Below are 22,901 nucleotides of genomic sequence, written 5' to 3'. Positions count from 1 at the left end.
CACCGCGGCACAGTACTCGCGTCGTGCGGCGGGGCATACGCCCTAGCGCCGCGACTCCAGCTCTTCCCAGCGCAGCATCGCGGCGTCGATCTCGGCGGCCAGTTCGCCCAGACGGGTCGACAGCTTCGCGGCATCCTGACCGCTCACCGTGCCGCCGGACAGGCGATCGGTCAGCGTCCCCTGCTCAGCCTCCAGCGTGGCGATGCGGTCCGGCAGCGCATCGAGTTCCTTCTGTTCCTTGAAGCTCAGTTTCGTCTTCTGCGCGGCGGCCGGCTTGTCGGCCTTGACCACCGGGACGGCCGCCGCGGGCTTCGTCGCCGCATTCGCGGTCACGTTCGCCGGTACGGCCGGCGCCGTGGCGCGCTGCGCCACCCAGTCGCTGTAGCCGCCGACGTATTCACGCCAGCGACCCTCGCCTTCATAGGCGATGGTCTGGGTCACCACCGCGTCGAGGAAGGCGCGATCGTGCGACACCAGCAGCACGGTGCCGTCGTAGTCCTGCAGCAGCTGCTCCAGCAGATCCAGCGTTTCCATGTCGAGGTCGTTGGTCGGCTCGTCCAGCACCAGCACATTGGCCGGCCGCGCGAACAGGCGCGCCAGCAGCAGCCGGTTGCGCTCGCCGCCGGACAGCGATTCGACCTTGGCGCGTGCGCGCTGCGGCGGGAACAGGAAATCGCCCAGATAGCCGATCACGTGGATGCGCTTGCCGCCGATCTCGACGAAGTCCGAACCCGGGCTGATCACTTCGGCCAGCGTGGCCGATTCGTCGAGCTGGGCGCGGAACTGGTCGAAATAGGCCACCTGTATGCGGCTGCCGGTGCGCACCCGGCCTTCGTCCGGCTCCAGCTGGCCGAGGATGAGCTTGAGCAGCGTGGTCTTGCCGGCGCCGTTCGGGCCGATCAGGCCCACCTTGTCGCCACGCACGATTCGGGTCGAGAAGTCGCGCACGATGGGCCGCTCGCCGTAGCGCTTGCTCACGCCTTCAAGTTCGGCCACCAGCTGACCCGATGCTTCGCCGCGGTCCAGTTCCAGCTTGGCTCGCCCCATCTGGTCGCGGCGCGCCTCGCGCTGGGCGCGCAGTTCGTCGAGCCGCTTTACACGGAACTGGGCGCGGGTACGGCGGGCTTCCACGCCCTTGCGTATCCATACCTCCTCCTGTGCCAGCAGCTTGTCGGCGCGCGCGGATTCCAGCGCTTCGGCCGCCAGTTCGTCCACCTTGCGCGCCACGTACTCGGCGTAGCGGCCGGGATAGCTCCGCAGCACGCCGCGGTCCAGCTCGATGATGCGGGTGGCGAAGCTGTCGAGGAAGCGGCGGTCGTGGGTGATCACCAGACTCGCACCGCGGAAGTCGTTCAGCAGCGTTTCCAGCCAGGCGATGCCGTCGAGGTCGAGGTGGTTGGTCGGTTCGTCCAGCAGCAGCATGTCCGGCTCCGACACCAGCGCGCGCGCCAGCGCGACGCGCTTTAGCATGCCGCCGGACAGTGACTCCACGGTTGCGTCGCCCGGCAGGTTGAGCTTCACCAGCGCCTGTTCGATGCGCTGTTCGAAGCGCCACGCCTGGTGGTGTTCCAGCGCGTCCTGCAGTTCCGCCATGCGGTCGAGCTTGCCTTCGTCGCCATGGGCCACCGCCTCGGCCACGTCGTGGTAGTCGATCAGCAGCTGCGACAGTTCGCCCAGCCCTTCGGCGATGGCGTCGAACACCCGGGCGCCCGGCGCGAACTGCGGTTCCTGCGCGACATAGGCGATCCTGATGCCCGGCTGCCGCCAGGCGGTGCCGTCGTCCAGCCGGGCGTCGCCGGCCAGGATCTTGAGCAGGCTGGATTTGCCGGTGCCGTTGCGGCCGATCAGCGCCAGACGTTCGCCTGGCTCGACCACCAGCACGGCGTGGTCCAGCAGGGGCAGGTCGCCGAAGGCAAGGCAGGCGTTATCGAGGGTGATCAGCGGCATGACGGAATGAGGGCGATGCGAAGGCGGGCGCGCAGTATACGCCCCGCCCTCTCCCGGCCCTCACTTCACGCGGAAGTCAGCCGGCGCCGGGCGCCGCGCGACGCGCGAACATGAGGCCGCCAAGCGCGGCCTGCGTCAGGCCGTACAGGCCATAGATCAGCGCAGCCCCGACCGCCTGCGCCGCCGGCACGCCGAAAGCCGCCAGCGCGACACCTGCGGCCGCTTCGCGCGTGCCCCAGCCGCCGACGCTGACTGGCAGCGCGGCCATCAGGAAGATGGGTGCGGCGGCGGCGATCCACACCGAGGCCGGGAGGTCGAGACCGACCGCACGGCCACCGAAAGCCAGCGCCGCGATCGACAGCGCCTGCACCGCCAGCGAAGCGCCCATCTGCAGCGCGTACTGGCGCAGCGCCTGCGGCCGCATCAGCCGCGACTGCACGCGGGCCAGCGCGGCCATGATGCGCCCGCCCGCCGGGTCGAGCCGCAGCGCGATCAGAGCCAGCGGGGCGACCAGCAGCACGACACCGCCGGCCACCGCGAGCACGTCGAGCAGCACCGGCGGCCACGGCAGCGCGATCACCAGATGGTCCTGCGCGAACGGCAGCGCGAACGCGCCGATGGACAGCAGCACCCACAGGCCGCTCACCCGGTCCAGCACCACCGACAGCCCGGCATCCAGCGAAGGCAGGCCGGCCTGCCGCAGTGCCAGCGCGCGGAACAGGTCACCGCCGACCACCGCGCCCGGCAGCAGCGCATTGAGCGCCATCGCCCTGAAGTAGGTGGTCAGCGCGAACAGCGGACGCACCGCCGCGCCCAGCCACTGCGTAAGCAGACGCCAGCGCAGCGCGGAGGCGATGTTGGACGCCAGAGCCAGCGCAAAACCGGCGGCCAGCCATCCAGAGTCCGCCCCGGCGAGGGCGGTCTGCAATGCGGCCGGATCGGCCAGCCGCACCACCGCGAACAGCAGCGCGGCGGCCGCGACGACGCGCAGCAGCGCAGCGCGCGTCATCGGGCGTGATCGTCCTTCACGTGGTACTGCGGCCGGCCGCGCCCCTCGTGATAGATGCGGATGAGCAGTTCACCGACCAGACCGGCCACGATGAGCTGCAGGCCCATCAGCAGCAGCATGACGCCGGCCATCAGCAGCGGGCGGCCGCCGATGTCCTCGCCGGCCAGCTTGACCAGGCCCAGCCAGCCGAGAATGCCCAGTCCGGGCGTGGCCAGCCACAGGCCGAGCGCGCCGAAGGCGTGCAGCGGCCGCTGGCGGTAACGCATGAAGAAGATGATGAGCACCAGGTCGAGAATGACCCGGAAGGTGCGGTCGATGCCGTACTTCGATACACCGCGGGTACGCGCGTGGTGGCGCACCGGCACTTCGTCGATGCGCGCGCCGGCGTCGCGCGCCAGCGACGGAATGAAGCGGTGCAGTTCGCCGTACAGCCGGATGCGGTCGATGATGTCGCGCCGGTAGGCCTTCAGCGCGCAGCCGTAGTCGTGCAGATGCACGCCGGTCGAACTGGAAATGAGCTTGTTGGCGATCACCGACGGCAGGCGGCGCGACAGCGCCTTGTCCTGCCGCTGCTTGCGCCAGCCGGAAATCATGTCCACGTCCGGATCGGTGTCCAGCCGGTCGATCAGCGCCGGAATGTCCAGCGGGTCGTTCTGCAGGTCGCCGTCCAGCGTCACCACATAGCGGCCGCGCACCCGGTCGAAACCGGCCTGCAGCGCGCTCGACTGGCCGTAGTTGCGCACCAGCCGCACCGGTTGCAGCCACGGGCGGTCCTTCGCCAGTTTCAGCAGCAGCCGGCCGCTGCCATCGCGCGAGCCGTCATCGACCAGAATCAGTTCGAAGCTGCGGCCGGTCGGGGTGAGGGCCTCATCGACACGGCGCACCAGATCCGGCAGGTTTTCCGCCTCGTTGAACACCGGAATCACGACGGAAATATCGACCGCGTAGCTGCGCGCCGCGTCATCCGCGGTGACGACCGTGGGGGATTGATACAATTTCGACAACCTTTCAAAAACACGCCGGTCGCGTCGCGACCGGCTCAAAATATTCGCTCACGGGCACCCGCCTGACCACGATGCCCTCATCCCGCACATCCGTATCGAATGGCTGGACGCTGTTCGGTCTGCTCGCGCTCTACTTCGCCGCCCACCTGGCCGCCCGCGTGTTCGCGTCCGACGCGCTCGAACTGGACGAAGCCGAACAGGTGCTCTGGACCCAGCAATTGGCCGCCGGCTACGGCGCGCAGCCGCCACTCTACACGTGGCTGCAATGGACGTTCTTCCAGATTCTCGGCGTATCGGTGCCGGCGCTCGCGCTGCTGAAGAACCTGCTGCTGGCCACCACCTACACCTGCACCTGGCTGGCCGCCCGCCGTCTGGTCGCGCCGCCGCTGGCGGTGCTGGCTGCCGCCTGCATGCTGCTCATCCCGCAGATCGGCTGGGAATCGCAGCGCGATCTCACCCATTCGGTGCTGGTCACCTGTCTGGCCAGCGCTTCGCTCTACGTCGTGGTGCGCCTGCTCGACGAAGGCCCGCGGCCGGCACTGTACATCGCGCTCGGGCTGCTTGCCGGCTTCGGCATGCTGTCCAAGTACAGCTACGCGGTGTTCGCCGCGGCGCTGGCGCTGGCCGTATTGCTGCGGCGCGACGCGCGCGCGGTCTGGCTCAACCCCTGGCTCATCGCCAGCGGCGCGGTCGCACTGCTGGTTTTCCTGCCGCACGGCCTGTGGCTGATCGACCACTGGCAGGCCGCCAGCGCACGCACGCTGGAAAAGCTCAACACCAGCGGCGGTGCGGTCGCCGGCGGTCCGCTGCGCGGGCTGACCAGCCTGGCCGGTGCGATCGCCGCCACCGTGGCCGGCCTCTATCTCATCCTCGCCCTGGTGTTCGGCCGCGCCGCTTTCCGCCGCGATGCGGCCAGCCCCTGGCCCCGCTTCTGGCGCCATTATCTCATCGGGCTCGCGCTGTTCATGCTGGCCATGGTGTTCGTCGGCGGCGCCACCCATTTCAAGGGTCGCTGGCTGCAGCCGCTGCTGTTCGTCGCACCGCTGATGTTCTTCAGCAGCCGGCCGCATCTGGCCGACAGCCCGCGACTGGGCGTGCTGCGCGGCGTCCTGGTGGTGTTCGGCCTGCTCTACCTGTCACTGGCGGCCGGCCGGCCGCTGCTCGATGGCTGGCGCGACCGGCCGGACGAACTGAACGAGCCGGCGCTCGAACTGGCCACCGCGCTGCGCGCTGCCGGCTACGACGGCCACCTGCCCATCGTGACCGACACGCCCGTGTTCGGCGGGGTGCTGCGCCTGCGCTTCCCGGATGCACCGGTGACCGTCTGGAAGGCAGGCGCCCCGGCACCGCTGTTGCCGGAAGGCCCGCGTCTGGTGATCGGCCGGGGAGCGGCGGCGGGCGAGCTGCTCGAGCGGAGCGGCGTAGGCGAAGGCACCCGGCTTGCCCTGCCCTACCGCCACGTGCGCCCGGACCTTCCGCCGGTCGAATACCGCTACGTGCTCGTGCGCTGAGCCGCCCCGCGGTTACAATCGCGGCCCTGCGGCTCCATAGTTGAATGGATACAACAACCCCCTCCTAAGGGGTAGGTACAGGTTCGATTCCTGTTGGGGCCGCCATTCAATCAATGACTTGGCGGCGACCGGTTGTCTGAAGAACCGGCCGATCACGGTACAGCACCGCGCGCTGCGGCACACACCGGGGTAGAGGTGCGGTCGGCAATCGACGCGGTAAGGCCGCCCGGGGCACTCCAGCCCCCCCTCTCGAGCCGGATCTGCGGGCCCGCCACGCCCTCAGGCTTTTTTCGGTCCGCCGGTCTATACCGTAAAGGCGCCGGCGCTGCGGCGCGACCTGTCCGGTGTCGACCATGTCGCTTTCAGCCCTGTCCTCATCGCTGTCCGCCACTGCTCCGATCGCGGCCGGTACCGGCAACCGCTCGTCCCTTCCCTCAGCAACGCAGGCGCTGAGCGCGGAAGACGAAGCGGTGCTGCGCAAGCTGCAGGCCCGCGACCGTGAAGTGCGCCAGCACGAACAGGCGCATCTTGCGGCGTCCGGCGGACTGGCGACCTCGGGCGCGCGCTTCAGCTATCAGCGGGGACCGGACGGCGTCGACTACGCGGTGGGCGGGGAAGTGAGCATAGACACGGCCCCCGGCCGCACGCCGGAAGAAACACTGCAGCGGGCACGGCAGGTGCGTGCCGCTGCGCTTGCGCCGGCCCAGCCCTCGGGCCAGGACCTTGCGGTGGCCGCACAGGCGACGCGCATGGCACTGGATGCCCAGACCGAACTGGCGCAAGACACCCGCGGCAGCACGCCACCCGCACGCGAGGTCACCACGGACGTCCAGCGCGCTGCGGACGCCGCGCTGGCGATGTACGCCCGTACGACGCAGGACGCCCCTTCACGCGTCACCGACAGCTACGCCTGAGGGCGCCGACCCGGCCCGGCTCAGTAGCCGCGCCGCGTCTCGACCACGCCATCGACGTCGCGAATCAGCCCGAGCACTTTCTGGATCTGGCCGACGCCGACGATTTCCACCGTGAAGTTCATGCGCGCCATGCCGGCCTTCGATTGCGTGCTGACCGCAGTGACATTGATCTTCTCGCGCGACAGCACTTCGGATATGTCGCGCAGCAGGCCCTGGCGGTCGTGCGCCTCGACGTGGATGTCGGCAGCGAAGCGCGCGTCCGGATCGCGGCCGGCCACTTCGCCCCACTGCGCGTCGATCACCCGCTCCGGGTTGCGCGCCACCATATTGATGTAGTTCGGGCAGTCGCTGCGGTGGATGGCCACACCGCGGCCGCGGGTGACGAAGCCGGAGATCGGGTCCGGCGGCGCCGGCTTGCAGCAGCGGCCAAGCTGGGTGAGCAGCTTGCCCACGCCTTCCACCAGCACGCCGCGCTCGCCGGTAGCACGCGGTGCGCGCGGCTTGATTTCGGGCTCTTCGGGCGGCAGTTCCTCGCCCTTCAGCGCGACATGGATGGCGCGCGGGCCGACCTCGCCGTGCGCGCAGGCGATGTGCATCGCATCCACGCTGTTGTAGCCCAGCTTGTGCGACAGCTCTTCCAGACTGGTCTGGGTGGCGCCCTCGCGCGCCAGTTCGCGGGCGAGCCAGGCACGGCCCTGCGCCAGCGTTTCGCCTTCCTCGATCTGGGCGAACCAGCGGCGCACCTTCTGGCGGGCGCCGTGGGTGGAGATGTAGCCCTGCTGCGGCACCAGCCAGTCACGCGAAGGGCCGCCCTGCTTGGCGGCGATGATTTCCACCCGCTGGCCGTTGTCCAGCGGCGTGTTCAGTGGCACCAGCTGGCCGTTGACCCGGGCGCCGCGGCAGCGGTGGCCGAGGTCGGTATGCAGCCGGTAGGCAAAATCGACCGGGGTGGAGCCGGCCGGCAGATCGATCACCTTGCCCTGCGGCGTCAGCACATAGATGGTGTCGTCCAGCGCGGCGCGCTTGAACTGTTCCACCCACTCGGAGTGGTCGGCGATTTCGTCGCGCCAGGACAGCAGCTGGCGCAGCCACGCGATCTTGTCGTCGTAGTCCTTGTCCTGCCCGGACCCTTCCTTGTAGCGCCAGTGTGCGGCCACCCCCATTTCGGCGTGGCGGTGCATGTCCCAGGTGCGGATCTGCACTTCCAGCGAACGGCCGTCCGGCGCGATCACCGCGGTGTGCAGAGACTGGTAGTTGTTGCCCTTGGGCTGGGCGATGTAGTCGTCGAACTCGCGCGGCAGCGGGTGCCACAGCTGGTGCACCACGCCGAGCGCGCCGTAGCAGTCGCGCACAGACTCGACCAGCACGCGCAGCGCGCGCACGTCGTACACCTCCGAGAACTCGAGCTTCTTGGCCCGCATCTTGTTCCAGATGCTGTAGATGTGCTTGGGCCGGCCCTGGATGTCGGCCTGGATGCCGGCGGCCTGCAGTTCCGCCTTGAGCCGCGCCATGGATTCGGCGATGAAGGCTTCGCGCTCGACCCGTTTTTCGTCCAGCTGCCTGGCGATGCGCTTGTAGGTGTCCGGCTCCAGGAAGCGGAAGGACAGATCTTCCAGTTCCCACTTGAGCTGCCACACGCCCAGCCGGTTGGCCAGCGGCGCGTAGATGTCGAGCGACTCGCGCGCAAGCTGCAGGCGGTCATCGTTCGGATGCGCGGTCAGCCAGCGCAGGGTCTGCACCCGTGACGCCAGCCGCAGCATGACCACGCGCACGTCGGCCACCATGGCGAGCACCATCTTGCGCAGCACTTCGGCCTGGTTGCCGCCGCTGTCCTGGCCGGCGACCTGCTGCGACGCGTGCGCGCGGGTGATCAGCCGCAGATTGTCCAACCGCTGCAGGCCGGCCACCAGTTCAGCCACCGCCGGACCGTAGGCGGTGGCGATCTGTTCGCCGGCGTCCTCCTGCACCTCGTGCAGCGGGAACAGCAGCGCCGTCAGCCGGGTTTCCAGATCGAGGCGCAGCGAGGCGCAGATGAGCGCCTGGCCGAGCACGTGCTCGCCGATCGGTTCGCCGGTGCCGAGCGCGCGCTCGGCGTACAGCGGCATCACGCGGTCATGCGCGGTGCGCAGCAGTTCCGCTTCCGCGTCGCCCAGACCGTCGGTCAGCAGTTCGAGGGTGGTGCGCGCCGCGTCGGCGCTGGAGAGGGAGTGCACAACTGAAACCATGACGCGATTATCCCGGATTCGCACGGCAGCCGCTTGCGGCGCAGCAACATGCGGCCCGGCGACCGGGCTTCAACTCGCCAACGGAATCTTGTACCGTCGCCGGACAGCCCACCCGACGGGAGTCCTTCATGCGCCTGCTGCTCGCCATTTTCCTGCCCTTTACGGTGTTCTTCACGATAGGGCGGCCGTTCGCCGGCATCCTGTGCCTCATCCTGCAGCTCACGCTGATCGGCTGGCTGCCGGCCGCGCTCTGGGCGGTGTATGCGCTGAGCCAGTACAAGACCGAAAAGAAGATCGAAGAGGCGCTGAGCCGTCGCTGACTCCGACACGCCCCGGCGTCCGCGCCGCCCGCCCCCAGCGCGCGAAGCGGCGGCCGGAAATCGGGCCCTTTATCCGGTCTATTCCCGGCCTGATTCACGCCCCGCCCGCGCTACGCTGGCGCCATGAAATCCGTATCACCCCTTTCTGCGTCGCTTCTGCTGTCCCTCGTCGCCCTGCCGCTGCAGGCCGCCGAGCCTGCCGCGGCGGCCGCACCGGCGAGCGGCGCGGCCGCGGTGGTGCAGATGCTGGGTGCACTCGGCGTGGTGCTGGCGGTGCTGCTCGGCGCGATGTGGCTGCTGCGCCGGCTGTCCGGCAGCAAGCTGGCCGGGACGGCCGCGATCCGCACCGTGGGCGGCATCGCGGTCGGTACGCGCGAGCGCGTGCTGCTGCTGGAGGTGGGCGAGCACTGGCTGGTGGTGGGCGTGGCGCCCGGATCGGTCACCGGCATCGCCACGCTGCCGCGCGGCGAACTGCCGGAAGGCCCGCAGGCGTCCGCGCCTGATTTCGCCAGCGTGCTGGCACGGCTGAAAGGCGGTCGTCCGTGATGCGCCGTCCCGCGCTCGTGCGCAGCATGCTGCTGCTCGCACCGCTCATGCTGGCCGGCAGCGAGGCGCTGGCGCAGGCCATGCCGACGCTGACCAGCACGCCTGCACCGGGCGGCGGCACGAACTGGTCGCTGTCCATCCAGACCCTGCTGCTGCTCACCAGCCTGTCCTTCCTGCCGGCAGTGCTGCTGATGATGACCAGCTTCACCCGCATCATCATCGTGCTGTCTCTGATGCGGCAGGCGCTGGGCACCCAGAGCAGCCCGCCCAACCAGGTGCTGATCGGGCTGGCGATGTTCCTCACCTTTTTCATCATGGCGCCGGTGGGCGAACAGATCTACACCCAGGCCTACCTGCCGCTCAGCGAAAACCGGATGAGCTTCGAACAGGCGCTGGACGTCGGCAGCAAGCCGCTGAAGGCCTTCATGCTGAAGCAGGTGCGCGAGCCGGACGTGGAGCTTTTCATGCGGCTGTCGAACACGCCTAAGGTGAATAGCCAGGACGAACTGCCGATGCGCGTGGTGGTGCCGGCCTATGTCACTTCGGAACTGAAGACCGCCTTCCAGATCGGCTTCATCGTATTCATCCCCTTCATCATCATCGACATGGTGGTGGCGTCGGTGCTCATGTCCATGGGCATGATGATGATGTCGCCGGTCATCGTGTCGCTGCCGTTCAAGCTCATGCTGTTCGTGCTGGTCGACGGCTGGAACCTGCTGCTCGGCACGCTGGTGGCGAGCTTCGGACAGAACTGAAGGAGTCCATGACATGACACCGACCACTGTCGTCGACATCGGCCGGGACGCGGTCGAAGTGCTGCTCATCGTATCCGCCCCGATGCTGGGTGCCGCACTGGTGACCGGCCTCATCGTGAGCATCTTCCAGGCCGCGACCCAGGTGAACGAGATGACGCTTTCGTTCATTCCCAAGCTGGTGGCGGTATTCGTGGTCATCATCGTTGGCGGCCCGTGGATGATCACGCTGATGACCGAGTACATCCGCCGGCTCTACTCCGCCATTCCATCGCTGATCGGATAGGGCCCGCGGCGTGATTTCGCTGAGCGCCGCCCAGCTCGACCTGTGGATGGCCGCCTTCCTGTTTCCGCTGGCACGGGTGCTGGGGCTGGTTGCCGCCTCGCCGCTGTTCAACAACCGAGCCTTCCCCGCTCGCATCCGGCTGGGGCTGGGTGCAGCCATGACCGTGGCGCTGATTCCGGCGCTGCCGCCGTCCGGCCTGACCGTGGGTTCCTGGCCCGGCATGCTGGCGCTGGTGCAGCAGATGCTGATCGGCATCGCGCTGGGCTTCTCGATGCGCATCGTGTTCACCGCCATCGATCTGGCCGGCGAACTGATCGGCCTGCAGATGGGTCTCGGCTTCGCGATGTTCTACGACCCGGACAACGCGGCCCAGTCGCCGGTGATCGCCGAGTTTCTCGGCCTGCTCGCGATGCTCATCTTCCTGTCGATCAACGGCCACCTGATGATGCTGGCGGTGCTGGGCAACAGTTTCGAATGGTGGCCGGTCGGGGCTGACCTGTTCCCGGCCAACGGCTGGGCCGCGATCGCCCGCTGGGGTGGCACCGTGTTCTCGGCGGGCGTCATGCTGGCACTGCCGGTGATCGCGGCTCTGCTGGTGGTGAACATCGCGCTGGCCGTGCTCACCCGCGCCGCGCCGGCGCTGAATCTGTTCGCGATCGGCTTCCCGGTCACGCTGATCGCCGGCTTCGTCATGCTGCTGCTGTCACTGCCCTTCATGGCGCCCTCGCTGGAGCGCCTGTTCGACTACGGCCTCCGCACCCTAGCCCAGCTCGCGATGGGGTGAGGCAGGGGTTTCGCGGCGCACTGCGCCGCGCCTGCCGAACCGTCCGGCTGTGCAAAGCCGGACGTGGGGCCAAGCGGGGGTTTCGCGAAGCACCGCTTCGCGCCCGCTGAACGGGCTGGCTGTGCAAAGCCAGCCCTGGGGCGGCGGATCGGCGCGGGCATCCTCAGAAGGGAGATTCTTCGCTCGCCGCCTCCCCGAACCGGCCAGCGGTGCAAAAGGGGAATTTCGCGGGTAACGGATCGGCGCGGGCACAGCCAGAAGGTCGATCCGCGCAGACAGCCCGCCGTCCGCGCCCTGCCCTCAGACCCTAAAGCAGCACATCCCGCGACACCCCCGCCCTGCGGAGGATCTTGCGCAGCTGCGCCAGCGCCTCAAGCTGGATCTGGCGCACGCGTTCGCGGGTCAGGCCCAGCCGCTCGGCCAGCTCTTCCAGCGTGGCAATCTCGCTGCCATTGATGCCGTAGCGGTACTCGATCACCGTGCGCTGCTTCTCGCCGAGCTGGCTGATCCAGGTCTGGACCAGCGAGCCGATCTCCGCATTCTGGATCTGCACGTCCGGACCTTCCTGGTCGTCGTCGGCCAGCGATTCGCCGATGGACAGCGACGGGTCGATGTCCAGCGGCGCATCCAGCGAGGCGGTGTGCTCGTTCAGCGACAGGATGTGGCGCACGTCCTCGACCGGCTTGTCCAGCACCTGCGCGATGTCCTCGGCGCAGCAGTCGCCGCCGCTCTTCGATTCCAGATTGCGCATCGTGCGCAGCACCTGGTTCAGTTCCTTCACCACGTGCACCGGCAGCCGTATCGTGCGCGACTGGTTCATGATGGCGCGCTCGATGTTCTGCCGTATCCACCAGGTGGCGTAGGTCGAGAAGCGGAAGCCGCGCTCCGGGTCGAATTTCTCGAGCGCGTGGATGAGGCCGAGATTGCCCTCCTCGACCAGGTCGAGCAGCGGCATGCCGCGGTTCAGGTAGTGCTTGGCGATGTTCACGACCAGGCGCAGATTGCGCTCGATCATGGTCTGACGCGCCTCGAAGTCGCCCAGTCGCACCCGCCGCGACAGCGCCAGTTCCTCCTCTGGCGTCAGCAGCGGGTTGGCGCCGATCTCGTTCAGGTAGAGCTGGGTGGCGTCGCCGAGGAATTCGGCTTCGGCAGGTTCGACCGTTTCGGCCGCCGCTTCCGGCGTGTCGATGTCGCTGATGGCCGCGTCGTCCTCGATCGGTTCGACGGGTTCGGCATCCTCGGGCAGCGACAGGTCGGACATGGCGTCTATCTCGGCGGCAGGTACTTCAGCGGATCAACGGGTTTGCCCTGGCGGCGTATCTCGAAGTGCAGCCGGGGCTTGCCGGCTTCGGTGTCGGTGTCACCGAGCTCAGCGATCTTTTGTCCGCGTTTCACGTTGTCGCGTTCCTGAACCAGGATTTTGCTGTTGTGCGCGTAGGCGGACAGATAGGTGTTGTCGTGTTTGATGATGACCAGTTTGCCATAGCCGCGCATGGCCTCGCCGGCATACACGACACGACCGCCTGCGGCGGCCAGCACCGGGTCCCCGCTCTTGCCGGCCACGTCTACGCCCTTGTTCGATCCTTCGCCGAAACGGCCGATGATGCGGCCCTGTGCCGGCCAGCTCCAGTCCAGCCCCTCTTCGGAGCGGGTCGAGTCGGGCGCGCCGGCGGCGGGCGTGGTCGCTGCAGGCGCGGCGGCGGGGGCAGCCGCCGCGGCCGGTGCAGCGACACCGGCCGCGACCGGCGTCGTCGGGGCCGTTGAAGCGCCCTTCAGCCTCGCGAGCGCGGCTTCCGAATAGGCTTCGACGCCGCCGCGCGGCTCACGCTTCAGCTGGGCGCTGTTCGCCGCATCCGCGGGCGCAGTCTGGGCCGGCTGCTGCACAGGCGCAGGCGCGGTATCCAGCGGGCGCGACTCGACCGCCCCCGCACCGAGGACCGGGCGGGTTTCCACCGTCCCTTCGGGCGGCGACACGCGCAGTTCCTGGCCGATGCGGATGAGGTTGGGATTGTCCAGCTTGTTCCAGGCCACCAGATCGCGCCAGTCCTGGCCGTACTCCAGTGCGATGCCGTACAGCGTTTCGCCCTTGGACACGATGTGGAAGCCGCTGCGCGCCGCGGGTGCGGCGGCCGTGCCGGTGACGGCCGGCGTCGTGGCGGCGGAAGATGGCGGCGTACCCGCAGTCGTGCGGTCCTCGACCGGAGCCGGTCGCGTGCCGGCGCAGGCGGCCAGCAGCAGGCTCACGGCGGACAGCGCACACAGCGTTCTTTTCATTCAACCCCCGGCAGGAGCGGTACGAAGCGCACCGCATCCAGTTTTGATTCGACAAAGCGGTGCTGCGGCTGATGCTCGATCATGCGCAAAGTCTGATCACCGGCACCCACCGGCAGGATCAGACGCCCGCCCTCGGCCAGCTGTTCCAGCAAGGGCATGGGCACCGTGGTCGCCGCAGCGGCGACGATGATTGTATCGAAGGGCGCCTCGGCGGCCAGACCCACCGTGCCATCGGCATGTTTCAGCCGCACGTTCGGCAGGCGCAGCGGCCGCAGGTTGCGCTTGGCCAGCTCGAGCAGCGGCGCGATGCGCTCAACCGCGTAGACGTCCTTCGCCAGCTTGGACAGCACCGCCGCCTGGTAGCCGCAGCCCGCGCCGACCTCCAGCGTCTTCCCCAACTGACGCCCGCCGGCGCGCAGAAGTTCGATCATCCGCGCAACGATGAAGGGCTGGGAGATGGTCTGCTGGTAGCCGAGCGGCAGCGCCGTATCTTCGTAGGCCCTGCTGCGCAGCGCCTCTTCGACAAACTGATGGCGAGGAATGGCCTGCATGGCCGCCAGCACGCCCTCGTCGCGGATGCCCGAGGCCCGCAGGCGATCGACCATGCGCGCGCGGGCGCGGGTCAGCGCGAGGCTCGCGTCCGCCGAAATCATGCGCCCAGCCAGTCCCGGATCTGCCCCATCTGGGCCACATGGGTCAGATCGATCTGCAGCGGCGTGATCGACACGTAACCGTTGGCCGTGGCATTGAAATCCGTGCCCTCGCCCGCGTCCTGCGCGGCACCTGCCGCACCGACCCAGTACACCGTCTCGTTGCGCGGGTTGATCGTGCGCACCACGGGTTCCGCCTTGTGACGGCGGCCGAGGCGGGTGATCTGCGTGCCCTTCAGTTCTTCGGTCGGCAGATCGGGCACATTCACATTGAGCAGCACCGGCGCCGCAAACGGACGCTCGGTCAGCCGCTTCACCAGATCACGGGCGATGCGCGCCGCGGTGTCGTAGTGCGCACTGCCCTTGCGGGTCATCGACATCGCGATGGCCGGTACACCGAGCAGATAGCCTTCGGTCGCGGCCGCTACCGTGCCGGAATAGATGGTGTCGTCGCCCATGTTGGCGCCGTCATTGATGCCGGACACCACGATGTCCGGCAGGTGATCGAGCATGCCGGTCACCGCCAGATGCACGCAGTCGGACGGCGTGCCATTCACGTAATAGAAACCGTTGCGCGCGCGGCGCAGGATGAGCGGGCGGTCCAGCGTGAGCGAATTGCTGGCGCCGCTGCGGTCGGCCTCGGGCGCGACCACGGTGACGTCGCCCACTTCGCCGAGCGCGCGTGCGAGCGCTTCGAGGCCGGGAGCGAAATAGCCGTCGTCATTGGACAACAGGATGCGCATGGAAAGGTGCGATGAAGTGTGCGACCGGCCATCGCTGACCGGACAGGGACCCCGGCGAGGGGCCGGAAGAAGGCCGCTCATGCATCGGATGCAATGCCGTCACGACCGGCGTCCGAGACGCCTGAACAGCGCTGGAATATAGCACAGGCGCGCCTTGCAGCCGGCAGGCGGAGCGCCCGGGGTCGACGCGCTGGCGTTCCGGCGAACGTCCGGTTGTCGGACCGGACAGGCCGCGGAAAAGAAAAAGGCCACTTCGAAAAGTGGCCTTCATCCGTGATTCAAATGGTCGGGGCGGCGGGATTCGAACTCGCGACCCCTTGCACCCCATGCAAGTGCGCTACCAGGCTGCGCTACGCCCCGACTCAGCCAACGAGTATAACAGCGCTGAAGCGCTTGAGCGCACATCGGCATGAAAAATGAAGGTGCCGTCAGCCCAGCAGATCGAGCAGTGCCTGCAGTTCACCGCGCAGCGCCGCGATGTCGACAGCCGATTCAGGCGGCTGTTCCGGCACGCCGGAACGGGGGTCGTTGTCGTCCAGCCGGTTGCGTGCGCCGCTGATGGTGAAGCCTTCTTCGTACAGCAGCTGGCGTATGCGCCGTACCAGCAGCACTTCGTGGTGCTGGTAGTAGCGCCGGTTGCCACGCCGCTTCACCGGCTTGAGCTGGGTGAATTCCTGCTCCCAGTAGCGCAGCACGTGCGGCTTCACCCCGCACAGCTCACTCACTTCGCCGATCGTGAAATAGCGCTTGGCAGGAATCGCAGGCAGCGCCTGCGGTTCCTTATTCGTCGTTTCCATCGTAGGCGATGCCCTCGACTGCCGACTTCAGTTTCTGACTGGCATGGAAAGTGACGACACGCCGCGCGGTGATCGGAATTTCCTCTCCGGTCTTGGGGTTGCGACCCGGGCGCTGCGGCTTGTCGCGCAGCTGGAAGTTACCGAATCCCGACAGCTTCACGCCGTCGCCGCTTTCGAGCGCGTCGCGGATTTCGTCAAAGAACGCTTCGACCATATCTTTGGCTTCGCGCTTGTTCAGTCCTACCTGTTCGAACAGCATCTCAGCCAGTTCGGCCTTGGTCAGTGTGGTCATGCGGCTTCCTCTTGCTCCCTTCGCCCCGCCGCCTCAGGCACGCAGCCTAGCGCCGAATTCACGCTGTGCGTGGTTCACCAGTTCCTGCACGGCGGCATCGACTTCCGCGTCCGCCAAAGTACGTTCAGTATCTTGCATAAGTATACGGAAAGCAAAGCTCTTTTCCGACTCTGAGATACCCTTGCCCTGATACAGATCGAACAGCGCGATGTCCTGAACGATGGCTGGCGCCTTCGCCTTCAGACCGTCCATCACCGCCTGTACCGAGGTCATGCGCGGCAGCAGCAGCGCGATGTCGCGACGCACCGAAGGCTGGCGCGACCGGGTGCGGTGGCTGGGCATGGGGCGGTCGAGCAGCGGCTCGACATCCAGTTCGAACAGCACCGGCGCGCTGCCCAGTTCGTAACGCTGCACCAGTTCCGGATGCAGTTCGCCGATGTGGCCGATCACTGCGCCATCCAGCGTGATCGACGCCGAACGGCCCGGATGCAGCGCCGGATGTACAGCCACCGCGAAGGTCGCCTGACGCGGCCAGAGCAGCGCTTCGACATCGGCCTTCACATCGAAGAAATCGACCGCGCGGGTGGGCGACCCCCACTGTTCGGCATGCACGCCGCCCCAGGCGAGCGCGGCGATACGCAGCGTCTGCGCGTAGCCGGCCACCGGACGCGCCTCGGCATCCTTGGCGAAACAGCGACCGATCTCGAACACGCGCACGCGGTCGATCTGGCGACGGCGGTTGGTTGCGACGTTGTCCACCAGGCCGCCGATCAGCGACGAGCGCATGACCGACATCTGGCTGGCGATCGGATTGGCCAGCACCACCGGCGCATCGTTGCCGGCGAAATCGTGCTCCCACGCCTTCTCGACGAAGGCGAAGTTGATCACTTCCTGATAGTCGCGACCGGCCAGCAGATGGCGCAGCGCGAACGCGCCACGGCGCGCTTCCGGCAGCTCGGGCATGGCCAGCCGGCCGGTCGGCGGCACGGTCGGAATGTTGTCGTAGCCGTGCAGGCGGGCCAGTTCCTCGATCAGATCGACCTCGATCTCGATGTCGAAGCGCCAGCTCGGCGGCTGCACCACGAAATCGCCGCCGTCGCGCTCGAAGGCGAGCCCGAGCCGGCCGAGCAGCGTAGCGATCTGGTCGTCGCTGAACTTCACGCCGAGCACGCGCGCAGCGCGGGCCGGGCGCAGGCGCACCGGCGTGCGCGGCGGCAACTGCGTGGTCTGGTCATCGACCGGCCCGGCTTCGCCGCCGCACAGTTCAAGGATGAGCTGGGTCACACGCTCGACACCGGCCACGGTGTCGGCGAAATCGACGCCGCGTTCGAAACGGTGGGCCGCTTCGCTGGAGAAGCCATAGCGGCGGGCACGCCCCTGGATTGCATCCGGATGCCAGAAGGCGGCTTCGACATACACGTTGCGGGTGTCGTCGGTGCAGGAGGTCGACGCGCCACCCATGATGCCAGCGAAACTTTCAACGCCGGCGTCGTCCGCGATCACGCCACAGTCGGCGGTCAGTTCTATCGTCTGGTCGTTCAGCAGCTTCAGTGTTTCGCCCGGCTTCGCCCAGCGCACGGTGAGTCCGCCCTGCACGCGGTCGAGATCGAACACGTGGTTCGGCCGGTTCATTTCCAGCATGACGTAATTGGAAATATCAACCAGCACAGACAGCGAACGCATGCCTGCGCGTTCGAGCCGGCGCTTCATCCAGTCCGGCGTCGCCGCCCGCGCATTCACATTGCGGATGACACGGCCGGAAAAGCGGCCACACAGATCGGCATTCTCGATCTTTACCGGCAGACGGTCGGCAATGCTCACTGGGGCCGCCTGGATTTCCGGCAGACGGACGGGGGCGCCGGTCAGCGCCGCCACTTCACGCGCGATGCCGGTCATGCCGAAACAGTCGGCGCGGTTGGGCGTGAGCTTGATGACGAACACGCTGTCATCGAGGTCGAGATAGTCGCGGATGCTGGTGCCCACCGGTGCATCGGCCGGCAGTGCGAGCAGACCGGACGCTTCGTCGGAAATGCCCAGTTCGCGCGCGGAACACAGCATGCCGCTGCTCTCGACACCGCGCAGCTTGGCGCGCTTGATGTCGATGCCCGGCAGCTTCGCGCCCACGGTGGCGCACGGCACCTTCATGCCAGCGGCCACGTTCGGCGCACCGCACACGATCTGCAGCGGCTCGCCGCCGGCATTCACCTGGCACACGCGCAGGCGGTCGGCGTCCGGATGCGGCGCGACCGCCAGCACTTCGGCCACCACCACACCGGTGAAGGCGGCAGCGGCCGGTTCCAGTTCCTCGACTTCGAGGCCGGCCATGGTCAGCAGATGGGACAGGGCAGCGGTGTCGATCGCCGGATCGACGAAGCTGCGCAACCACTTTTCGGAAAATTGCATGTCGGTGAACCCTCAGCTGAACTGGCTCAGGAAGCGCACGTCGCCGTCATAGAACAGGCGCAGGTCGTTGATGCCGTAGCGCAGCATGGTCAGGCGGTCCGGCCCGAAGCCGAAGGCGAAGCCGGTGTAGCGTTCGGCGTCGATGCCGCAGTGACCCAGCACGTTCGGATGCACCATGCCGCAGCCGGCGATTTCCAGCCAGCGGCCGGCCAGCGGACCGCTCATGAAGGCGACGTCGATTTCGGCCGACGGCTCGGTGAAGGGGAAGAAGGACGGGCGGAAACGCACGTCCAGCTGGTCGGTTTCGAAGAAACGATGCAGGAAGTCGCTCACCACGCCTTTCAGGTCGGCGAAGCTGACCGATTCGCCCACCCAGAGGCCTTCGACCTGATGGAACATCGGCGAATGGGTGGCATCGGAATCGACCCGATACACACGACCGGGCGCGATGATGCGGATTTCCGGCATCGCCTCGGCACCGCCGTGCCGGGCTACATGCGCCTGCATGTAACGTACCTGGATCGGGCTGGTGTGGGTGCGCAGCATGACGTCGCTGGCGCCTTCAAGATAGAAGGTGTCATGCATCGAACGGGCCGGATGGTTCTCCGGCGTGTTCAGTGCGGTGAAGTTGTGGAAGTCGGTTTCGATTTCCGGGCCGTCGGCCACATCGAAACCGATGCCGCGGAAGAGCTGTTCGATGCGTTCCAGCGTACGCGATACCGGGTGCAGACCACCCCGCAGCTGACCGCGTCCGGGCAGCGTCACATCGAGCGCCTCTTCCGCCAGCCGCGCCTCCAGCGCCGCGCGACGCAGTGCCTCGCGACGCGCTTCCAGCGCCGCTTCGACCTTCTGCTTGACCACATTGATGGCGGCGCCCGCTTCCTTGCGCGCCTCGGGGTCCAGCTTGCCCAGCCCCTTGAGCTGTTCGGTCAGGCTTCCGGATTTGCCCAGATAACGCGCCTTCGCCTGTTCGAGCGAAGCGGCGTCAGCCGCGGCAGAAAAATCGGATTCAGCTTGCGAAACAAGGGCTTCCAGATCACTCATCGACGTCTACCCACTGAATTCAGGAACAAAAAAAGGAGGCCAGGCCTCCTTTTTTTGCGTCTTGCACGCTCAGGCGGCGAGCTTGGCCTTGGCTTGGTTCGCAATCGCTGCGAATGCAGCCTTGTCGAACACGGCGAGGTCAGCCAGCACCTTGCGGTCGACCTGGATCGAAGCCTTGTTCAGGCCGTTGATCAGGGCCGAATAGGTCATGCCCAGTTCGCGGGCGGCGGCGTTGATACGCACGATCCACAGCGAACGGAACTGACGCTTGCGCTGACGACGGTCGCGGTAGGCATACTGCCCCGCCTTCATCACCGCTTCTTTGGCGATGCGATATACGCTCTTGCGACGGCCGCGGTAACCCTTGGCCTGATCGAGGACTTTCTTGTGACGGGCGCGCGCCGTTACACCACGCTTGACTCTCGGCATCTCTGGGTCTCCTTAAGCGTAGGGCAACATGTTGCGGACGCGTGCGTCGTCCGTGGCGTGGACCGCCGTCATACCGCGAAGCTGACGCTTCGACTTGGTGGTCTTCTTGGTAAGGATGTGGCGCTTGAACGCCTGCGAACGCTTGATGCTGCCGCTCGCCCGGACCTTGAAGCGCTTTGCAGCGCCCTTCTTGGTCTTCATCTTGGGCATGACAAAACTCCATTTATGTCATCTTCACAGGTGGCGGCGAACCTATCGCTGCACTTTCGGACCCGTGAACACTTTTTTTGCCGGCGCTTTCACGCCGGCGACGCGAAGCCGGAGCTTCGCGCATCGCCGGGTTTCCCCGGCAGATCCTTCAGTCCGTCTCAGGACTTTTTCTTCTGCGGCGCCAGCACCATGATGAGCTGACGGCCTTCCAGCTTCGGGAACTGCTCGACCACCGCGATCGCCTCGAGATCGTTCTTCACGCGTTCGAGCAGTCGCATGCCGAATTCCTGGTGGGCCATTTCGCGACCGCGGAAGCGCAACGTCACCTTCGCCTTGTCGCCGTCCAGCAGGAAGCGGTTCAGATTGCGCAGCTTGATCTGGTAGTCGCCCTCATCCGTACCCGGACGGAACTTCACTTCCTTGACCTGGATCTGCTTCTGCTTCGACTTTGCCTCGGCAGCGCGCTTTGCTTCCTGGTACTTGAACTTGCCGAAATCCATCAGACGACAGACCGGCGGCTTGGCCAGCGGCGCAATTTCGACCAGATCGAGCCCGGCTTCTTCCGCCATGGCCAATGCCTGGCGTGAAGACATGATTCCGAGCTGCTCACCTTCGTCGCCTACGAGGCGGATTTCAGGTGCGTTGATCTCCGAATTGGTGCGCTGCGATTTTTGCTGACTGATGCTCATGCTCCCGAGACGAAAAAAATCAAGCCGTGCGATCGATGCCCCTGCTCGCGATTTCATCAGCCAGACGCTGAATCAGGTCGCTGAGAGACATCTGCCCGAGGTCAATATTGCCGCGGGCACGCACGGCCACCACGTTGGCTGCCTTCTCCTTGTCGCCGACGACAATCTGGTAAGGCAGCTTTTGCAAGCTATGTTCGCGGATTTTATAGTTTATTTTCTCTCCGCGCAAATCGCATTCGACCCGGAGACCGGCTTGGCGTAGCGCGTTTGCAACGTTTTGCGCGTATTCGGCCTGTGCTTCCGTGATGCTCATCACCACCACCTGCACCGGCGCCAGCCACAACGGGAAGTTGCCGGCGTGGTTCTCGATCAGGATGCCGATGAAGCGCTCGAGCGAACCGAGCACTGCGCGATGCAGCATGACCGGGCGCTGGCGGGTGTTGTCTTCCGCAACGTATTCGGCGTGCAGACGCTCAGGCAGCACGAAATCGAGCTGCAGCGTGCCGCACTGCCAGGAGCGGCCGATCGCGTCCTTGATGTGGTACTCGATCTTCGGACCATAGAAGGCGCCCTCGCCCGGCAGCTCTTCCCACTGCATGCCGGACGCCGACAGCGCATCGCGCAGACCGGCTTCGGCGCGGTCCCACACGTCGTCCGAACCGGCGCGCTTGGGCGGACGCAGCGACAGCTTGACCGCCACATCGGTGAAGCCGAAATCGCGGTACACCGTCTGCAGCAGTTCATTGAAGGCGATCACCTCCGACGTGATCTGGCCTTCGGTGCAGAAGATGTGGGCGTCGTCCTGCACGAAGCCGCGCACGCGCATCAGGCCGTGCAGCGCACCGGACGGCTCGTTGCGATGGCAGGAGCCGAATTCGGCGATGCGCAGCGGCAGATCGCGGTAGGAATGCAGCGAGTTGTTGAAGATCTGCACGTGGCCCGGGCAGTTCATCGGTTTCACCGCGTAGTCGCGCTTTTCCGACTCGGTGGTGAACATGTTCTCGCGGTAGTTCTCCCAGTGACCCGATTTCTCCCAAAGCACGCGGTCCATCATCAGCGGCGTCTTCACCTCGCGGTAGCCGGCGCGGTCGAGCGCAGTACGCATGTACTGCTCGATCTGCTGCCACACCACCCAGCCCTTCGGGTGCCAGAACACCATGCCCGGCGCCTCTTCCTGCATGTGGAACAGGTCGAGCTGCTTGGCCAGCCGGCGGTGATCGCGCTTTTCTGCCTCTTCCAGCATGTTGAGGTAGGCGTCCTGCTCGTCCTTCTTCGCCCAGGCGGTGCCATAGACGCGCTGGAGCATTTCGTTCTTCGCGTCACCGCGCCAGTAGGCGCCGGCCACCTTCATCAGCTTGAACACCTTGAGCTTGCCGGTGGACGGCACGTGCGGGCCGCGGCACAGATCGATGAAATCGCCCTCGCGGTAAAGCGACACATCCTGATCGGCCGGAATCGACGCGATGATTTCCGCCTTGTAGTGCTCGCCGATGGACTTGAAAAAGTCGACCGCCTTGTCGCGCGGCCACACCTCACGGGTCACCGGAATGTCCTTCTTCGCCAGTTCGGCCATGCGCTGCTCGATCGCCACCAGATCTTCCGGCGTGAACGGGCGCTTGTACGAGAAGTCGTAATAGAAGCCGTTGTCGATCACCGGACCGATGGTGACCTGCGCGTCCGGGAACAGCTCCTTCACCGCGTAGGCCAGCAGGTGAGCGGTCGAGTGGCGGATGGTGTCCAGGCCGCCGGCATCCTTGTCGGTCACGATAGCCAGCTGCGCATCGCGCTCGATCACGAAGGAGGTGTCGACCAGCTTGCCGTCCACACGGCCAGCCAGCGCCGCCTTGGCAAGACCGGCGCCGATCGAGGCGGCGACGTCGCGCACCGACACGGCGGATTCGAAACTGCGGACCGAACCATCAGGCAGGGTGATGTTGACCATGGCGGTGCTCCGGAAATCGGTAACGGGGATGTAATGGAATCTATGGACGAAAAAAAAGTGCGGCCTTGGCCGCACTTTTCTGTCTGCGCACGTCAGAACGTGCGTCTTTGGCTGCAGGCCTCAGGCAGTG

The 22,901-nt window shown here is 66.8% G+C and carries 23 protein-coding genes and 2 tRNA genes; 8 read left to right on the top strand and 17 right to left on the bottom strand.

The window, feature by feature from the left end; genetic code table 11:
• Positions 1-42: 42 nt before the first annotated feature.
• From METUNV1_RS13460 to METUNV1_RS13450, 3 genes are all read right to left on the bottom strand, one after another.
• Positions 43-1,947 (bottom strand): ATP-binding cassette domain-containing protein, encoded by a 1,905-nt coding sequence (locus tag METUNV1_RS13460; RefSeq protein ID WP_008062685.1) that lies wholly within the window; start codon positions 1,945-1,947, stop codon positions 43-45.
• 76 nt (positions 1,948-2,023) lie between these two features.
• On the bottom strand, positions 2,024-2,956 hold the full coding sequence (locus tag METUNV1_RS13455) for a lysylphosphatidylglycerol synthase transmembrane domain-containing protein (protein ID WP_008062684.1): 933 nt from the start codon (positions 2,954-2,956) through the stop codon (positions 2,024-2,026).
• On the bottom strand, positions 2,953-3,951 hold the full coding sequence (locus METUNV1_RS13450; RefSeq protein ID WP_008062683.1) for a glycosyltransferase family 2 protein: 999 nt from the start codon (positions 3,949-3,951) through the stop codon (positions 2,953-2,955). Before METUNV1_RS13450 ends, METUNV1_RS13455 begins: the two co-directional genes overlap by 4 nt.
• An 80-nt stretch (positions 3,952-4,031) precedes the next feature.
• Between METUNV1_RS13450 and METUNV1_RS13445 the strand changes: the two genes are divergently transcribed.
• The 3 genes from METUNV1_RS13445 (at position 4,032) to METUNV1_RS13435 (ending at position 6,385) form a co-directional block, all read left to right on the top strand.
• Complete coding sequence (locus tag METUNV1_RS13445) at positions 4,032-5,471, top strand: ArnT family glycosyltransferase (protein WP_008062676.1); 1,440 nt, start codon at positions 4,032-4,034, stop codon at positions 5,469-5,471.
• A gap of 30 nt (positions 5,472-5,501) precedes the next feature.
• A tRNA-Arg gene (locus METUNV1_RS13440) sits at positions 5,502-5,576 on the top strand.
• Between the two features lie 248 nt (positions 5,577-5,824).
• Positions 5,825-6,385, top strand: a complete 561-nt coding sequence (locus tag METUNV1_RS13435; RefSeq protein WP_008062674.1) for a putative metalloprotease CJM1_0395 family protein — start codon at positions 5,825-5,827, stop codon at positions 6,383-6,385.
• A 20-nt stretch (positions 6,386-6,405) separates the two neighbouring features.
• Here the strand turns inward: METUNV1_RS13435 and METUNV1_RS13430 are convergent, their stop codons facing one another.
• On the bottom strand, positions 6,406-8,610 hold the full coding sequence (locus METUNV1_RS13430; RefSeq protein WP_043359831.1) for a RelA/SpoT family protein: 2,205 nt from the start codon (positions 8,608-8,610) through the stop codon (positions 6,406-6,408).
• Between the two features lie 128 nt (positions 8,611-8,738).
• Here METUNV1_RS13430 and METUNV1_RS13425 point away from each other — a divergent pair, with 128 nt between their 5' ends.
• From METUNV1_RS13425 to fliR, 5 genes are all read left to right on the top strand, one after another.
• On the top strand, positions 8,739-8,930 hold the full coding sequence (locus METUNV1_RS13425; protein ID WP_008062672.1) for a YqaE/Pmp3 family membrane protein: 192 nt from the start codon (positions 8,739-8,741) through the stop codon (positions 8,928-8,930).
• Between the two features lie 123 nt (positions 8,931-9,053).
• Positions 9,054-9,476 carry a flagellar biosynthetic protein FliO gene (fliO, locus tag METUNV1_RS13420; RefSeq protein WP_008062671.1) on the top strand — a complete coding sequence of 141 codons (423 nt, stop codon included), beginning with the start codon at positions 9,054-9,056 and terminating at the stop codon, positions 9,474-9,476.
• Between the two features lie 47 nt (positions 9,477-9,523).
• Entirely contained in the window at positions 9,524-10,231 is a 708-nt protein-coding gene (gene fliP / locus METUNV1_RS13415; RefSeq protein WP_269746559.1) for a flagellar type III secretion system pore protein FliP, read from the top strand.
• Between the two features lie 13 nt (positions 10,232-10,244).
• Positions 10,245-10,514 (top strand): flagellar biosynthesis protein FliQ, encoded by a 270-nt coding sequence (gene fliQ / locus METUNV1_RS13410; protein ID WP_008062669.1) that lies wholly within the window; start codon positions 10,245-10,247, stop codon positions 10,512-10,514.
• A 10-nt stretch (positions 10,515-10,524) separates the two neighbouring features.
• A complete protein-coding gene (gene fliR, locus METUNV1_RS13405) occupies positions 10,525-11,298 on the top strand; it encodes a flagellar biosynthetic protein FliR (RefSeq protein ID WP_008062668.1) in 774 nt (257 codons plus the stop codon).
• A gap of 307 nt (positions 11,299-11,605) precedes the next feature.
• Here fliR and rpoS read toward each other — a convergent pair whose 3' ends face one another.
• The 13 genes from rpoS to thrS form a co-directional block, all read right to left on the bottom strand.
• Positions 11,606-12,559 (bottom strand): RNA polymerase sigma factor RpoS, encoded by a 954-nt coding sequence (gene rpoS / locus METUNV1_RS13400; protein ID WP_008062664.1) that lies wholly within the window; start codon positions 12,557-12,559, stop codon positions 11,606-11,608.
• A gap of 5 nt (positions 12,560-12,564) precedes the next feature.
• Positions 12,565-13,572, bottom strand: a complete 1,008-nt coding sequence (locus tag METUNV1_RS13395; protein WP_008062662.1) for a peptidoglycan DD-metalloendopeptidase family protein — start codon at positions 13,570-13,572, stop codon at positions 12,565-12,567.
• The gene (locus METUNV1_RS13390) at positions 13,569-14,225 is read right to left on the bottom strand and encodes a protein-L-isoaspartate(D-aspartate) O-methyltransferase (protein WP_008062646.1); all 657 of its coding nucleotides are present in this window, start codon (positions 14,223-14,225) and stop codon (positions 13,569-13,571) included. The genes METUNV1_RS13395 and METUNV1_RS13390 overlap by 4 nt, the downstream gene beginning before the upstream one ends.
• Entirely contained in the window at positions 14,222-14,965 is a 744-nt protein-coding gene (gene surE, locus METUNV1_RS13385; RefSeq protein WP_008062643.1) for a 5'/3'-nucleotidase SurE, read from the bottom strand. The genes METUNV1_RS13390 and surE overlap by 4 nt, the downstream gene beginning before the upstream one ends.
• Positions 14,966-15,248: 283 nt before the next feature.
• Positions 15,249-15,325 (bottom strand) — tRNA-Pro (locus tag METUNV1_RS13380).
• A 68-nt stretch (positions 15,326-15,393) separates the two neighbouring features.
• Positions 15,394-15,762, bottom strand: a complete 369-nt coding sequence (locus tag METUNV1_RS13375; RefSeq protein WP_008062641.1) for a MerR family transcriptional regulator — start codon at positions 15,760-15,762, stop codon at positions 15,394-15,396.
• The gene (locus METUNV1_RS13370) at positions 15,746-16,054 is read right to left on the bottom strand and encodes an integration host factor subunit alpha (protein ID WP_008062640.1); all 309 of its coding nucleotides are present in this window, start codon (positions 16,052-16,054) and stop codon (positions 15,746-15,748) included. Before METUNV1_RS13370 ends, METUNV1_RS13375 begins: the two co-directional genes overlap by 17 nt.
• Before the next feature lie 33 nt (positions 16,055-16,087).
• The gene (pheT, locus tag METUNV1_RS13365) at positions 16,088-18,457 is read right to left on the bottom strand and encodes a phenylalanine--tRNA ligase subunit beta (RefSeq protein ID WP_043359828.1); all 2,370 of its coding nucleotides are present in this window, start codon (positions 18,455-18,457) and stop codon (positions 16,088-16,090) included.
• A gap of 12 nt (positions 18,458-18,469) precedes the next feature.
• On the bottom strand, positions 18,470-19,501 hold the full coding sequence (gene pheS / locus METUNV1_RS13360; protein WP_008062638.1) for a phenylalanine--tRNA ligase subunit alpha: 1,032 nt from the start codon (positions 19,499-19,501) through the stop codon (positions 18,470-18,472).
• Positions 19,502-19,570: 69 nt separating this feature from the next.
• Entirely contained in the window at positions 19,571-19,930 is a 360-nt protein-coding gene (rplT, locus tag METUNV1_RS13355; protein WP_008062637.1) for a 50S ribosomal protein L20, read from the bottom strand.
• 12 nt (positions 19,931-19,942) lie between these two features.
• Complete coding sequence (gene rpmI / locus METUNV1_RS13350) at positions 19,943-20,140, bottom strand: 50S ribosomal protein L35 (protein WP_008062636.1); 198 nt, start codon at positions 20,138-20,140, stop codon at positions 19,943-19,945.
• 158 nt (positions 20,141-20,298) lie between these two features.
• Complete coding sequence (gene infC, locus METUNV1_RS13345; RefSeq protein WP_081471364.1) at positions 20,299-20,829, bottom strand: translation initiation factor IF-3; 531 nt, start codon at positions 20,827-20,829, stop codon at positions 20,299-20,301.
• A gap of 19 nt (positions 20,830-20,848) precedes the next feature.
• The gene (thrS, locus tag METUNV1_RS13340; protein ID WP_008062632.1) at positions 20,849-22,771 is read right to left on the bottom strand and encodes a threonine--tRNA ligase; all 1,923 of its coding nucleotides are present in this window, start codon (positions 22,769-22,771) and stop codon (positions 20,849-20,851) included.
• Between the last annotated feature and the right edge of the window lie 130 nt (positions 22,772-22,901).

This window comes from Methyloversatilis universalis FAM5, assembly GCF_000214035.2.
Classification (GTDB): Bacteria; Pseudomonadota; Gammaproteobacteria; order Burkholderiales; family Rhodocyclaceae; genus Methyloversatilis; species Methyloversatilis universalis.
Note: the sequence above shows the minus strand (reverse complement) of the source record. Positions and strands in the feature narration are given on the sequence as shown.

Bases quoted from the DNA above. Each gene is read 5' to 3' on its own strand.
- METUNV1_RS13430 (WP_043359831.1), bottom strand. From the start codon at position 8,610: ATGGTTTCAGTTGTGCACTCCCTCTCCAGCGCCGACGCGGCGCGCACC.
- pheT (WP_043359828.1), bottom strand. From the start codon at position 18,457: ATGCAATTTTCCGAAAAGTGGTTGCGCAGCTTCGTCGATCCGGCGATC.
- rplT (WP_008062637.1), bottom strand. From the start codon at position 19,930: ATGCCGAGAGTCAAGCGTGGTGTAACGGCGCGCGCCCGTCACAAGAAA.
- fliP (WP_269746559.1), top strand. From the start codon at position 9,524: ATGCTGGCCGGCAGCGAGGCGCTGGCGCAGGCCATGCCGACGCTGACC.
- METUNV1_RS13460 (WP_008062685.1), bottom strand. From the start codon at position 1,947: ATGCCGCTGATCACCCTCGATAACGCCTGCCTTGCCTTCGGCGACCTG.
- pheS (WP_008062638.1), bottom strand. From the start codon at position 19,501: ATGAGTGATCTGGAAGCCCTTGTTTCGCAAGCTGAATCCGATTTTTCT.
- surE (WP_008062643.1), bottom strand. From the start codon at position 14,965: ATGCGCATCCTGTTGTCCAATGACGACGGCTATTTCGCTCCCGGCCTC.
- METUNV1_RS13390 (WP_008062646.1), bottom strand. From the start codon at position 14,225: ATGATTTCGGCGGACGCGAGCCTCGCGCTGACCCGCGCCCGCGCGCGC.
- fliO (WP_008062671.1), top strand. From the start codon at position 9,054: ATGAAATCCGTATCACCCCTTTCTGCGTCGCTTCTGCTGTCCCTCGTC.
- METUNV1_RS13455 (WP_008062684.1), bottom strand. From the start codon at position 2,956: ATGACGCGCGCTGCGCTGCTGCGCGTCGTCGCGGCCGCCGCGCTGCTG.
- rpoS (WP_008062664.1), bottom strand. From the start codon at position 12,559: ATGTCCGACCTGTCGCTGCCCGAGGATGCCGAACCCGTCGAACCGATC.
- thrS (WP_008062632.1), bottom strand. From the start codon at position 22,771: ATGGTCAACATCACCCTGCCTGATGGTTCGGTCCGCAGTTTCGAATCC.
- infC (WP_081471364.1), bottom strand. From the start codon at position 20,829: ATGAGCATCAGTCAGCAAAAATCGCAGCGCACCAATTCGGAGATCAAC.
- METUNV1_RS13395 (WP_008062662.1), bottom strand. From the start codon at position 13,572: ATGAAAAGAACGCTGTGTGCGCTGTCCGCCGTGAGCCTGCTGCTGGCC.
- fliQ (WP_008062669.1), top strand. From the start codon at position 10,245: ATGACACCGACCACTGTCGTCGACATCGGCCGGGACGCGGTCGAAGTG.
- METUNV1_RS13445 (WP_008062676.1), top strand. From the start codon at position 4,032: ATGCCCTCATCCCGCACATCCGTATCGAATGGCTGGACGCTGTTCGGT.
- METUNV1_RS13425 (WP_008062672.1), top strand. From the start codon at position 8,739: ATGCGCCTGCTGCTCGCCATTTTCCTGCCCTTTACGGTGTTCTTCACG.
- METUNV1_RS13435 (WP_008062674.1), top strand. From the start codon at position 5,825: ATGTCGCTTTCAGCCCTGTCCTCATCGCTGTCCGCCACTGCTCCGATC.
- rpmI (WP_008062636.1), bottom strand. From the start codon at position 20,140: ATGCCCAAGATGAAGACCAAGAAGGGCGCTGCAAAGCGCTTCAAGGTC.
- METUNV1_RS13370 (WP_008062640.1), bottom strand. From the start codon at position 16,054: ATGACCACACTGACCAAGGCCGAACTGGCTGAGATGCTGTTCGAACAG.
- METUNV1_RS13375 (WP_008062641.1), bottom strand. From the start codon at position 15,762: ATGGAAACGACGAATAAGGAACCGCAGGCGCTGCCTGCGATTCCTGCC.